14 protein-coding genes are annotated in these 11,735 nt (G+C 66.1%); 11 read left to right on the top strand and 3 right to left on the bottom strand.

The window, feature by feature from the left end; translation table 11 throughout:
• Window positions 1-55: 55 nt before the first annotated feature.
• Entirely contained in the window at window positions 56-724 is a 669-nt protein-coding gene (locus ACK4R0_RS05355) for a winged helix-turn-helix transcriptional regulator (protein ID WP_409671356.1), read from the bottom strand.
• A 123-nt stretch (window positions 725-847) separates the two neighbouring features.
• Between ACK4R0_RS05355 and ACK4R0_RS05350 the strand changes: the two genes are divergently transcribed.
• The 9 genes from ACK4R0_RS05350 (at window position 848) to ACK4R0_RS05310 (ending at window position 6,594) form a co-directional block, all read left to right on the top strand.
• A complete protein-coding gene (locus ACK4R0_RS05350; protein WP_409671353.1) occupies window positions 848-997 on the top strand; it encodes a hypothetical protein in 150 nt (49 codons plus the stop codon).
• A complete protein-coding gene (locus ACK4R0_RS05345) occupies window positions 994-1,365 on the top strand; it encodes a DUF1428 domain-containing protein (RefSeq protein WP_409671350.1) in 372 nt (123 codons plus the stop codon). The genes ACK4R0_RS05350 and ACK4R0_RS05345 overlap by 4 nt, the downstream gene beginning before the upstream one ends.
• A gap of 12 nt (window positions 1,366-1,377) precedes the next feature.
• Window positions 1,378-2,169, top strand: coding sequence for a VOC family protein (locus tag ACK4R0_RS05340; RefSeq protein ID WP_409671347.1), 792 nt, complete (start codon window positions 1,378-1,380; stop codon window positions 2,167-2,169).
• A gap of 80 nt (window positions 2,170-2,249) precedes the next feature.
• Window positions 2,250-2,717, top strand: coding sequence for an SRPBCC domain-containing protein (locus ACK4R0_RS05335; RefSeq protein WP_409671345.1), 468 nt, complete (start codon window positions 2,250-2,252; stop codon window positions 2,715-2,717).
• A gap of 290 nt (window positions 2,718-3,007) precedes the next feature.
• The gene (locus ACK4R0_RS05330) at window positions 3,008-3,187 is read left to right on the top strand and encodes a hypothetical protein (RefSeq protein ID WP_409671637.1); all 180 of its coding nucleotides are present in this window, start codon (window positions 3,008-3,010) and stop codon (window positions 3,185-3,187) included.
• Between the two features lie 171 nt (window positions 3,188-3,358).
• Window positions 3,359-4,246, top strand: coding sequence for a glutathione-dependent disulfide-bond oxidoreductase (gene yghU, locus ACK4R0_RS05325; RefSeq protein WP_409671340.1), 888 nt, complete (start codon window positions 3,359-3,361; stop codon window positions 4,244-4,246).
• Between the two features lie 98 nt (window positions 4,247-4,344).
• Window positions 4,345-5,103: a head GIN domain-containing protein gene (locus tag ACK4R0_RS05320; RefSeq protein ID WP_409671337.1), complete on the top strand. Its 759-nt coding sequence runs from the start codon at window positions 4,345-4,347 to the stop codon at window positions 5,101-5,103.
• Window positions 5,104-5,212: 109 nt separating this feature from the next.
• Window positions 5,213-5,869: a class I SAM-dependent methyltransferase gene (locus ACK4R0_RS05315; protein WP_409671335.1), complete on the top strand. Its 657-nt coding sequence runs from the start codon at window positions 5,213-5,215 to the stop codon at window positions 5,867-5,869.
• Window positions 5,866-6,594: a GIN domain-containing protein gene (locus ACK4R0_RS05310; RefSeq protein ID WP_409671332.1), complete on the top strand. Its 729-nt coding sequence runs from the start codon at window positions 5,866-5,868 to the stop codon at window positions 6,592-6,594. The genes ACK4R0_RS05315 and ACK4R0_RS05310 overlap by 4 nt, the downstream gene beginning before the upstream one ends.
• A 35-nt stretch (window positions 6,595-6,629) precedes the next feature.
• Here the strand turns inward: ACK4R0_RS05310 and ACK4R0_RS05305 are convergent, their stop codons facing one another.
• Both ACK4R0_RS05305 and ACK4R0_RS05300 read right to left on the bottom strand, forming a co-directional pair.
• Window positions 6,630-6,842, bottom strand: a complete 213-nt coding sequence (locus ACK4R0_RS05305; RefSeq protein ID WP_409671329.1) for a hypothetical protein — start codon at window positions 6,840-6,842, stop codon at window positions 6,630-6,632.
• An 89-nt stretch (window positions 6,843-6,931) separates the two neighbouring features.
• Window positions 6,932-8,521: a M23 family metallopeptidase gene (locus ACK4R0_RS05300; RefSeq protein ID WP_409671326.1), complete on the bottom strand. Its 1,590-nt coding sequence runs from the start codon at window positions 8,519-8,521 to the stop codon at window positions 6,932-6,934.
• Between the two features lie 281 nt (window positions 8,522-8,802).
• Between ACK4R0_RS05300 and ACK4R0_RS05295 the strand changes: the two genes are divergently transcribed.
• Window positions 8,803-11,385 (top strand): helicase-related protein, encoded by a 2,583-nt coding sequence (locus tag ACK4R0_RS05295; protein WP_409671323.1) that lies wholly within the window; start codon window positions 8,803-8,805, stop codon window positions 11,383-11,385.
• Window positions 11,378-11,692, top strand: a complete 315-nt coding sequence (locus tag ACK4R0_RS05290) for an RNA-binding S4 domain-containing protein (RefSeq protein ID WP_409671320.1) — start codon at window positions 11,378-11,380, stop codon at window positions 11,690-11,692. Before ACK4R0_RS05295 ends, ACK4R0_RS05290 begins: the two co-directional genes overlap by 8 nt.
• The last annotated feature ends 43 nt before the right edge of the window (window positions 11,693-11,735 follow it).

Here is an 11,735-nt window from a genome sequence, read left to right as displayed (position 1 = left end):
TGCTCAAGAGTGACGCGGGACGCAGGCGGAGTCGAGTGGGAATCGGCGATTGCGGTCATTCCGGAGGCAATTGCACCTTGGGTGGCAGCGGGAACAGGCCGCAGAAACGCGCGAGCAGCGCCGGATCGCCCTCGGCCACCAGCAGGTCCTGATCGGCCAGCGCCTCAAGCGGCACCCCGCCATAGACCGCGCCCGCCAGCGCGTGCGGCGAACCGGTAAAGACGATGTCACAGCCTTCGACCGGACCGCGCGCGACATCGAAACCCTGCGCGGACAGATGCGCGGCATAGGTCATGTCGCCGAACACGAAGCCTGCGCGGATATCGAGGTCGCCGATCCGCGCAGGATCGAGCATTGTGCGGAACGAGAGCATCACCGAGACTCCGCTGATCGGCAGCGTCGGATCGTGCCACGGCGATCGCGCCGCCCAGCGGCCGAGCATCTGGATCAGCGGCTCGGCCTCATAGCCCCATTGCGTCAGTTCATAGACCTGCACCGATGCCGGTGGCGGCAGGCGGCGGCGCACGACCAGCAATCTCGCCTCAAGCCCTTCGAGCCGCTGGGTCAGCACATTCGCGCTGATCCCCGGAAGATCGGCGCGCAACTCGTTGAACCGCCGCGCGCCCAGCATGAGCTCGCGCATCACCAGCAATCCCCAGCGTTCTCCGATCAGTTCCAGGGCGTGTGCGGTACCGCAGGCGTCGTCGTAAAGGCGCTTCGCCAAACCGTGCTCCATTTTGGTTATAATAGATAACTTAGTAGTTGTTTTTTGTAACAGTGTTGGCATCATCGGGCAACAGACAAGCGAGTCGCGCTCGGGCGACCAGGATGTTGCAAGGAGGACCCGATGACCAGGATCGCCCCCTGCCCGAGGTGCGACGGCGATGCCGCGATGACCGCCGTCCGCGATCTGCGCCCGCGCTGGGCGTGCGATGAGATAGGGCTGCCCTCTGCCGATCCGCCTGCATCATTCCCCCAGCAAGGAGAGACCCCATGAGCTATATCGACGGTTTCGTGATTCCCTGCCCCACCGAGAACCGGGAAAAATTCATCGAACATGCGCGCGCCGCCGATGCGATGTTCATCGAAATGGGCGCGCTGCGCATCACCGAATGCTGGGGCGATGACGTGCCCGTGGGCAAGACCACCGATTTTCGCATGGCGGTGAAGGCGCAAGACGGCGAGGCGGTGATCTTCAGCTGGATCGAGTGGCCCGACAAGGCAACGCGCGATGCTGCGATGGCCAGGATGATGGATCCCGCCAACACCGATCCGCGGATGGACCCGGCGAAGAACCCGATGCCTTTCGATGGCAAGCGGATGATCTTCGGCGGGTTTGAAACCGTGGTCGACCTGAAACCCTGAGGAGAGCCGATCGTGACCAACCCGCATGGAGAGTTCGTCTGGTACGAACTGATGACACCCGACGCCGATGGCGCGAGTGCGTTTTACGGCGCATTGCTGGGGTGGACGTTCGCCCCGTCGCAACAGCCCGATATGGACTACCGCATCTTTTCTGCGGGCAGCGAGCAGATCGGCGGCCTATTGGCGCTGACGCCGCAGATGCAGGAGGGCGGCGCGCACCCGGCCTGGCTGGGCTATATAGCGGTCGATGATGTCGATGCTGCGATCACGTCGATCAAGGCAGCGGGCGGCGCGGTGCATATGGACCCGCACGACATTCCCGGTACCGGTCGCTTCGCACTGGTCGCCGATCCGCAGGGCGTGGCGTTCTACATCATGCAGGATATATCGGGCGAAACCAGCCACGCCTTTGCCGCCGACGAACCGCGCGTCGGCCATTGCGCATGGAACGAGCTATCCACCACCGACCAGCCGGGCGCGATGGCGTTCTATACGCAGCAGTTCGGCTGGATGAAGGATGGCGAGATGGATATGGGGGCGATGGGGTCTTACGAATTCCTGCGCCATGGCAGCGTGATCGGCGCGATGATGACCAAGCCGCCCGAGATGCCGGTGGCCTGCTGGTCCTATTATTTCCGCGTCGCCGATATCGACGCGGCGGCGGCCCAGGTGACCGCACACGGCGGGCAGGTGCTGTTCGGGCCGTCCGAAGTGCCCGGCGGCGATTTCATCATCTCGGGTCTCGACCCGCAGGGCGCGATGTTCAACCTGGTCGGCGCGCGCGCGGAGGCAAAGGCATCATGACGCTGCAGGTGTTTGCGCCCACCTTCTTCTTTCCCCTCGGTGCGCCCGATCGCGACTGACACTTTCGGAGAGCATGCAAGATGACCGATCGTCACGAAATCAGCGTCACGCGCTTTATCGCCGCACCGCCAGAGACGGTGTGGCAGGTGATGACCGGGCGGCTGGAGGAATATTGGTGCCCCCGGCCATGGACCACCGAGATCGTCGAGATCGACTGGCGATCGGGCGGGCGGATGGCGACGACCATGCGCGGCCCCGATGGCGCCAGCCATGACGGCGATGGCGTGCTGCTGGAGGTGACGCCGGGGGTGCGGATGGTGTTTACCGATGCGTTCAGCGCGGGGTGGCTGCCGCAAGCGGCATTCATGGTCGGCTGTCTCGAGATCACGGCCGAAGGCGAGGGCACCCGCTATACCGCCACCGCCCGCCACTGGACGCAGGAGGCGTGCGAGCAGCATAAGGCGATGGGCTTTGTCGAAGGCTGGACGACAATGGCCGACCAGTTGGCCGAACTCGCCGAAGCGACCGATGCGCACCCGGCAGGGTGACTGACCGCCGATTCGAACTTGCCCGCGAGCGCGGGCCGAATACTTGCCGACACTGATTCGTGCCGGGGAAATCGCTGTTACGCGTTACACCTGGTGTAACTTCATGCTGCAGCGGACTGTATCTGGCGGGGAAGCGCCTGAAAAGAGCGATGAAATCGCGTGAAATTGCGTTGAACGCATGTTGCATTTGCGAAGCGCGTGTGGAATACGACGAGTGCTAGCAGCATGTCTGAAGGGACAATCTTATGAAACTTGCAAAGACCGCACTGGCTGCGCTTGCTTTGACCGCAATGGTCGGCGCCCCGGTTCTGGCACAGACTGCGTCTTCCGCAGCTCGCGTGACCAGCGCTTCGGGTGAAGAAAGCAACGCAGAAGGCAGCACCGGCATCATCATTGGTGTCGTTGCAGCTGCCGCCGTCATCGGCGGCATCATCATCATCGCTGATGATGATGAGCCCAACAGCCCCTGAGCCCTTCTTTTCGAAGAGATCAGGTACTGATTCGGAAAAGGGCAGCCAGCAATGGCTGCCCTTTTTTGTTGCCCGGCGCATCGATGCTGGTCCATCGTCCGCTCCTGTCCCCTGGCAGGCTTGGAACAACGGCCATGGCCGATCCAGCCCCGTTTGCGAAAGCCCGAACCGATGACCAATTTCCCCGCCGATTACACTCCGCCTGCCGTCTGGACCTGGGACAAGGAAAACGGCGGGGCGTTCGCCAGCATCAACCGCCCCATCGCGGGCGCAACGCATGATGCGGCGCTGCCGGTGGGCAAGCACCCGCTCCAGCTCTATTCGATGGCGACGCCGAACGGCCAGAAGGTCACCATCATGCTCGAAGAGCTGCTGGCAGCCGGGCATTCGGGGGCGGAATATGACGCCTGGCTGATCGATATCCGCGAGGGGGGCCAGTTCGGCAGCGATTTTGTCGGCATCAACCCCAACAGCAAGATCCCCGCCTTGATGGACCACAGCGCTGCCGAGCCGGTGCGGCTGTTCGAATCGGGATCGATGCTGCTGTATCTTGCCGAAAAATTCGGTGCGTTCTTGCCCACCGATCCGGCCAAGCGGGTCGAAGGGATCAACTGGCTGTTCTGGCAGATGGGAAGCGCGCCTTATCTCGGCGGTGGCTTCGGGCATTTCTACGCCTATGCGCCGATCAAGATCGAATATTGCATCGACCGGTTCACCATGGAGACCAAGCGCCAGCTCGATGTGCTCGACCGGCACCTGGCGAACAACGAGTACATGGCGGGCGGAGAATATTCGGTCGCCGATATCGCGATCTGGCCGTGGTATGGCGGCGTGGCGAGCGGCGCGACTTACGACGCGGCCGAGTTTCTGCAGGCACAGCAGTATCCGAACCTGCTGCGCTGGACCGACCAGATCGCCAAGCGCCCTGCGGTGCAGCGCGGCAGGATCGTCAACCGCACCTGGGGCGATGACCTGAGCCAGCAGCTGCACGAACGCCACGATGCCAGCGACTTCGACCTGCGCACGCAGGACAAGCTTGCGGCTGCCGACGCGACCTGAGCGCTTCGACCATCAAGGAGCGACAAAGCGGAACCGCTTGCACGGCAACCTCCATGTGTGTATTAATACGGCAACACACATGCTGAGGAGATATCGCCATGCCGCTGAACTGGAAGCCTTTGCCTGTCCTGGTCGCCGGTGCCGCCCTGGTCGCCGCGTGCGGCATGACCGATGGTACCAGTTTCACCTTCGACAGCGACAGGGACTCCGAGGGGTCGAACAGCGAAGGCTGGGCCAGCAGCTGGTCGGGTGAGCCGTTCGACCGGATCACGCTGGCCGGGCCCGACAACCTGACCTTCGTCACCCGGGGCGAGCACGCGGTCAGCGCCACCGGCGATGCCAAGGCGCTGGAAAAGCTGCAATACAAGGTTCGCAACGGCGAACTGCGCATCCGGCGCAAGTCCTCGAACTGGGGCCTGGGCGGCAGCAGCGGCGAGGCGACGATCGCGGTCAATGCTCCGGCGCTGCGCGGCTTCATGGTGGCAGGCTCGGGCTCTGCCAAGATCGACAGGATGGAAGGCGACAAGGTCAAGCTGTCGATTGCAGGCTCGGGCGATGCCGATATCGCCAGCCTCAGCGCCAAGTCGCTCGAAGGGTCGATCGCGGGCAGCGGATCGATGAGACTGGCGGGAAGCGCCGATTCGTCGGAAATCTCGATCGCCGGCTCGGGCAGCGTGCTGGGTGAGCGCTTTCGCAGCGAATCGGTGGAAATCTCGATCGCGGGATCGGGCGATGTCACGATGGCATCGGACGGTTCGGTCGACGCCAGTCTGATGGGATCGGGCGATGTCACGATCAAGGGCAATGCCAAGTGCAAGAGCAGCGCGATGGGATCGGGCAGCATCACCTGCGGTTGATCGAATCGCGGGAAGGCGGATCGCTGCAAAACCCGTTGCGCCCCGCGCAAGCATGCTAAACACTCTCCCTAGTGCGGTGCACCGATGCAGCCGCGCGGGGGAGATGGACTTGAGCGTTCCGCAAGCCGCCGGCGGCCACCATGACGATCCGAATTTCTGGGACCGGCATATCATGCCGCGTCTCATCACCTTTTGCTGCGGCCAGCCCGCGGTTGCCAAGGCACGCAGCCGCATCGTCCCGCGCGCGAGCGGCGACGTGCTCGAGCTGGGTTGCGGCGGGGGTATCAACCTCGATCATTACGACCGCGCCCGGATCACCCGGCTTGCAGGTGTCGATCCCTCGCCGCAGTTGCTCGAGACGGCGCGCGGCAAGGCCAAGGTGCGCGGCTTCGATGCCGATTTTCGCGCCGGAATCGCCGAAGCGCTGCCGTTTGCCGATGCCAGCTTCGATACGGTGCTGACCACGTTCACTTTGTGCTCGGTGCAGGATCCCGATGCGGTGCTGGGCGAGATGCGCCGCGTGCTCAAGCCCGGCGGCCGCATCCTGTTTCTGGAACACGGCGCGGCGCCCGATTCCGGCCCGGCGCGCTGGCAGCAGCGGATCGAGCCCGTATGGAAGAAGATCGCAGGCGGCTGTCATCTCACCCGCCCGGTCGGCGATGCTTTCCGCGCGCGCGGGTTCAGCCTGGGTGAATGCCACAGCCGCTATCTGCCCAGGACCCCGCGTTTTCTGGGGTGGATCGAAATGGGAGAGGCGCGCGCATGAAAGCGGCGATGATCATCACGGCGTTGGTACTGGGCAGTGGCATGGCCAACGCCGCCGAAGCTGCGGAGCGCAAGTTCACCCTGTCGGCGTTTGACAAGGTGCGGATCGAGGGCGACGTCGCGGTCGAGATCGTCTCGGACAGCGCGCCGTTCGCGCTGGCCAGCGGCGACCCGCGCGCGCTCGAGGCGCTCAGCGTCCGGGTGCAGGGTGGCACGGTCTATATCCGCCGCGCACGCCGCAATATTCCGACCGAGGCGCGCAACCGCCAGGCAGGTTCGGGCGCCCTGCCGTTGGTGCGGCTGAACGCGCGTACGGTCCAGTCGCTGTCCGTGCTCGGCCATGGCAGCGCGCGTCTCGACCGGCTGGCAGGGGCAAAGCCCAGCGCGACCATCGACGGCAACGGCTCGGTCGAGATCGGCGCGGTGAACGCCGACGCTGTCGCGATCAACGTCAACGGCAGCGGCAGCCTCAAGATCGGCGGCACGGCCGGCACCGCGCGCGCGGTGATGCTGGGCGACGGGCTGATCGAGGGCAGCGGCCTGACATTGGGCGCGATCGATTTCACCGGAGAAGGCCCGGTTCGCGCCAGCCTTACCGTCAACGGTCCGGCACGGATTGCGGTCAAGGGCGACGCCGATGTGCAGATCGGCGGCAGCCCGGTCTGCACCGTCCGGCAGAGTGGAACCAACGCCATCATCTGCGGCACTGGGGCGCCGGTGCGATAGGTCAGCCTCTCACATCAGCCCCGGCCCGATCACCCTCATTCCTTGGGTTCGGGAACTCTCGGGCCTTCTTCCGGATGCACGGCGGCGCCGGTCCAGCGGCCATCTTCGACGACGGCAGTGCCGGTCACGTTGCGCGAGTCCTTGGGGACGAGGCCGCCTTCCTGGCGTTTCGGGGTCTTCTCGCCGCTGGGCCGGGTGTCGCGGTCCTCGGGTCCGTTCGGGTCTTCGATAGGGGGAATGTCGTTCATAGTCCGTCTCCATCCTGGCCGCGTTTGCGCGATGCCTTGAAGGATTACCGTCCGATGCCGTGATCGGTTCCGGGACGTCTGATGCCGCGTCAGGCGATCGTCGTGCTGGCGATCCGTTCGATCTCACGCTTGGGCTCTGCGCTGGTGTCCGCGGACGGAGGCGTGATCGACTGAAGCGCGGCGCCGGGTGATACGGCGAGCAACTGCTTGAGCCGCGCGCGGAAACTGGCCAGCTCGCTGCCCGAAAGCTGGGCGCGGGTGGTGAACTTGACCGAACCGGGGTCGACCGCACGGCCGCCGCGATACAGTTCGTAGTGCAGATGTGGCCCGGTCGAAAGCCCGGTCGATCCGACATAGCCGATCACCTGGCCGCGCCGCACGCGCGTGCCGTTGCTCACCGCGATCCGGCTCATATGGCCATAGCCGCTGGCGATGTTGCCGCCATGCGCGATCCGCACGAAGTTGCCGTATCCGCCCTTGCGGCCCGAATAGTTCACCACGCCGTCGGCTGTCGCATAGATCGGGGTGCCGCTGCGCGCGCGGAAATCGATGCCGCTGTGCATCCGGCGGAAGCCCAGGATCGGATGGCGGCGATAGCCATAGCCCGAGGTGACCGCTCCGTTGACCGGCCGCGCGAACTCGCCGCGCTCCTCGCCGACGCCCGAGGCCTCGAACCACTGCATGCCGCTCCCGGCCTTCCAGCGCAGCATCTGCGCTTGCGGCTTGCCGCCGCGTTCGAGCCCGGCATAGAGCAGTTCGCCCATCTCGACCTCGCCGGTGGCGGCGCGTTTGTAATCGACGATGATGTCGAATTCGTCGGTGGCGCGGATGTCGCTGCCGATCGACAGCTGGCTGCCCAAGGTCTGCAGATACGCCTGGATTGCGCGCGGCGGGGCGCCTGCGGCGCGTGCCGAGCGATACAGGCTCGAGCCGACGGTGCCGCGAATGCGCAACGGGGTGGCATCGACCAGGATCGGCTTTTGCACCAGATCGAGCGTCGATCCGGCGCGGACGATCTCGACGTTCATGTCGAAGCGTGCGCGGAAGGCGATGCTCTCGACCGGGCGCGGCTGGTTGCGCGCGAAGCGGCGACCCAGGGTGATGTCGATGCGGGTGCCGTCGCGGATGTCGCTCAGCGGCACCACCGAGGACACCAGGTTGGCGACCGATTGTGCATCGCCGCTGCCCACGCCCGCGCGCTGCATCACACGCATGAAGCTGTCGCCGCGGCCGATGACGGCGGCAAGCTCGATCGTCGGACGCTCGGGCGCCTGGGCCAGCGCGACCACGGCATCGGTTGCCGCCATCGCGCGCCCGGAATCGCTGCCGAATGCCAGCGGCATGATCATCTGGCTGCGCAGTTCTTCGAGCGCAACCGGCGCGGGCGCCGTCGCCGCAGCGCCCAGCGGATGAATGCCCGGCCACACGGCATACGCGCCGGTGAGCAGCAGGCAGAGCGTGGCAAGCCCGCGGAACCACTCGGCGCTGCCGATTGCGGTGCCAAGATCCGGGGTCCAGTTGGTGTCGCGAACAAACGCAAGCGCGCGGGTCCAGCTATCGCGTGCAGCATCGGGCCCGCCGCCGGGACGGATGGTCGCAGGCGCCGGCAGCGCATCGGCCATCGACAGTCTGGCGGTGGCTGCACCTGCCCCGAAAAGCTGTTCGCGTTGCTGAAACAAGTCCGACCCTTTATCGCCATGTTCTCTCGCGACGAGCCTTGCGACCCCCACGCTGGCGATTTCCCTCGCCCGGAAATCTTGTGGAGAACGCCGGTTAAAGTCAAATTAACCCGCCGCAAATCGGTGTGCCTGCGGGACGAGTGGTGCACTATCCCCGATCAGCGGCGGAACCCTGGCATTGCTGATCGGTCTGCGGTGACAATGGGCTTGCATATGGGCTGCCGGGTGCTGATGTAGGGACAAGAGCCCTGAGACATCAGGCTTTTGAAGGCAGGCCGATCATGACCCGTTTTTCGCCCCGGTTTCCGCGCCACTCTTCGCAGGAGTTCTCGCAAGGGACTGTCACCGCCGTGCTCGGGCCGACCAACACCGGCAAGACCCATCTCGCCATCGAGCGGATGAGCGCGCATTCGAGCGGCCTGATCGGCTTTCCGCTGCGCCTGCTGGCGCGCGAGGTCTACGACCGGGTGGTGGCGATCAAGGGGCCCAAAGAGGTCGCTTTGGTGACCGGCGAAGAGCGCATCGTCCCCCCCGGCGCACGCTGGTTCCTTTCCACCGCAGAGAGCATGCCGCTGCAGGACGGGCGCGACTTTGCGTTTGTCGCCATCGACGAGGCGCAGCTGGGCGCGCATCCCGAGCGCGGCCATGTGTTCACCGATCGCATCTTGAACGCGCGCGGGCGCGACGAGACGATGATCCTGGGATCGGAGGCGCTGGCGCCGATGGTGCGCGCATTGGTCCCCGATGCCGAGATCACCACCCGCCCGCGCTTTTCGACGTTGAGCTATGCCGGGATCAAGAAGCTCTCGCGCCTGCCCCCGCGCAGCGCGATCGTCGCGTTTTCGGCCGAAGAGGTTTACGCCGTTGCCGAGATGCTGCGCCGGTTCCGTGGCGGCGCGGCGGTGGTGATGGGGGCATTGAGCCCCGCCACCCGCAACGCGCAGGTCGCGATGTATCAGGCGGGCGAGGTCGATTATCTCGTCGCGACCGATGCGATCGGCATGGGGCTCAACATGGATGTCGAGCATGTCGCGTTCGCTTCGCTGTACAAATATGATGGCGCGCGCAGGCGGCGGCTGACCTTGCCCGAAATGGCGCAGATCGCCGGGCGCGCAGGGCGGCATCAGCGCGATGGCACCTTCGGTTCGGTCGCGGGCCGTGCGGATTCGCAGTTCACCGACGAAGAGATCGAGCGGATCGAACAGCACCAGTTCCCGCCGCTCAAGTCCTTGTTCTGGCGCGATTCGGCGCCGCGCTTCGACAGCCTGGGGCATCTGATCGCCGATCTTGAGCAAGCGCCTTCGAGCCCGGTGCTCAAGCCCGCGCCCGAGGCGATCGACTTGGCCGTGCTGAAGCGGCTGGCCGATGATCCGAACATTGGCGCGAGTGTGCGCGGCACGGCGGCGGTGCGTCGCTTCTGGTCGGTGTGCGGCCTGCCCGATTTTCAGCATCGCGGCGCCGAGCACCATGCCAGCTTCGTGCACCAGCTCTGGCAGCATCTGGGGCAGGGCAAAGGCCATCTCCCGGTCGATTTCATCGCGCGGCGGATCGCCGATCTCGATCAGGTGCAGGGCGATGTCGAGAAACTGGGCGCGCGGATCGCGGCGATCCGCACCTGGTCCTATGTCGCGCAGCGTCGTGACTGGGTTGCAGATCCTGCCGAGATGGCGGGCCGCGCGCGCAGCGTCGAGGAGCGTTTGTCCGATGCGCTGCACAAGGCGCTGGCGCAAAGGTTCGTCGACAGGCGCACCGCGGTGCTGCTGCGCGGGCTGGGCGGCGATGCGTCGCTGCTGCCGGTGACGCTCGAAGAGGGCGATGCGATCTGCGTCGATGGCGAACCGATCGGCAAGTTGAACGGCTTTGCCTTCGTCGTCGATGCGCAGGCGCGGCTGGCCGATCGCAAGTTGCTGCTCGCCGCTGCCGACCGCCACCTGCCCGGGCTGCTCGCCAAGCGCGCGCGCGAGCTCGTCGCCGATGCGCCCGAGTCGCTTGCGATTCTGGCGGACGACAAGGGGCGGCCCGCATTGATGTGGCACGGCCAGCGGATTGGCCAGATCGTGCGCGGGACCTCGGTCGCTTTCCCGAGGTTCCAGCCCGACCGCGCGCTCGAGGCTTTGCCGCGTGCCGAGCACGAGGCGCTGCTGGCGCATGTCGCCGCGTGGCTGGAGGCGCAATTGGGTGTGCCGCTGGCCCCGGTGCGGGCGCTGACCAAGGCGGCTCAGGATCGCCGCTGCTCTGGCCCGCTGCGCGCGCTGCTGGTGCAGCTGATCGATGCAGGCGGAGCGATTCCCCGGGTCGCGGCCGATGGGTTGATCCACGCGCTCGACCCCGCTGCCCGGCAGATCCTGCAGCGGCTGGGGGTGCGGCTGGGCAGCCTCGATGTGTTCTGTGCCGCGATGATCCGGCCCGAATGCCAGCGCGTGCTGGCAATCGCACGCGCGGTACACGCTGCCGCCCCGATGCCTGCTGATCCAGATTTGCAGGTGGCTGCGCTGCGCACTGTCATTCCAGCCAGCGTGCTGCCGCCTGCCGGGCATCCGGCCTACCGGCTGGTGGGCGACCAGGCGCTGCGCGTCGACATGGCCGAAAAGCTGATCCGCGCCGCGCACGACCGGCGCGGGCAGGCGGCAAGCTTTGCGATCGATCCGGCGCTGGCGGTGTCGATGGGGCTTACGCCGGCCAATGCCGAGCGGCTGATGCGCGCCGCAGGGTTCCGCCGCGCGGCGGCGAAGACCAGCGATACCGCCCCCGCATTGTGGCGGTGGCGCGGCCTGGGCCGAAGGAAAGCTGCGCAAGCATCGCAGCCGCCCCGGCGCGATGGGCATTTTGCGGCACTGGCGGATTGGAAGGTGGCGATTGGCTGAAACAGGTGGTGGTCCAACGGGCTCGCAGGCAGGCGGGCATCTGCGGATGGATGTGCTGTTGTGGTACCTGCGGCTGGTGCGCAGCCGCTCGCAGGGCAAGATGCTGGCCGAACAGGGCGTGATCCGCAGCAACGGCACCCGCGTCGTCAAGGCGCACCATGCGGTGCGCAGCGGCGACGTGCTCACCGTGCCGCAGGGGTCGCGCGTCCTGGTGCTCCAGATCAACCATCTGCCCTGGCGCCGGGGACCTGCCGAAGAGGCGCTGGCGTGCTATCGCGAACCCGAAGACCGGCGCGCCGCCGGATAAAGCTGGGCTTTGCGTCCCCATGGCAGCGCGATATTGACGCACC

The organism is Blastomonas sp., from assembly GCF_046294995.1.
GTDB lineage: Bacteria > Pseudomonadota > Alphaproteobacteria > Sphingomonadales > Sphingomonadaceae > Blastomonas.
The sequence above is the reverse complement of the archived record's forward strand: the minus strand, read 5'-3'. Positions and strand labels throughout refer to the sequence as shown.

What these genes read in the sequence shown, in the direction of transcription:
- ACK4R0_RS05320 (WP_409671337.1), top strand. Translation starts at nt 4,345, where the DNA reads ATGCCGCTGAACTGGAAGCCTTTGCCTGTCCTGGTCGCCGGTGCCGCC.
- ACK4R0_RS05295 (WP_409671323.1), top strand. Translation starts at nt 8,803, where the DNA reads ATGACCCGTTTTTCGCCCCGGTTTCCGCGCCACTCTTCGCAGGAGTTC.
- ACK4R0_RS05310 (WP_409671332.1), top strand. Translation starts at nt 5,866, where the DNA reads ATGAAAGCGGCGATGATCATCACGGCGTTGGTACTGGGCAGTGGCATG.
- ACK4R0_RS05345 (WP_409671350.1), top strand. Translation starts at nt 994, where the DNA reads ATGAGCTATATCGACGGTTTCGTGATTCCCTGCCCCACCGAGAACCGG.
- ACK4R0_RS05305 (WP_409671329.1), bottom strand. Translation starts at nt 6,842, where the DNA reads ATGAACGACATTCCCCCTATCGAAGACCCGAACGGACCCGAGGACCGC.
- yghU (WP_409671340.1), top strand. Translation starts at nt 3,359, where the DNA reads ATGACCAATTTCCCCGCCGATTACACTCCGCCTGCCGTCTGGACCTGG.
- ACK4R0_RS05330 (WP_409671637.1), top strand. Translation starts at nt 3,008, where the DNA reads ATGGTCGGCGCCCCGGTTCTGGCACAGACTGCGTCTTCCGCAGCTCGC.
- ACK4R0_RS05350 (WP_409671353.1), top strand. Translation starts at nt 848, where the DNA reads ATGACCAGGATCGCCCCCTGCCCGAGGTGCGACGGCGATGCCGCGATG.
- ACK4R0_RS05335 (WP_409671345.1), top strand. Translation starts at nt 2,250, where the DNA reads ATGACCGATCGTCACGAAATCAGCGTCACGCGCTTTATCGCCGCACCG.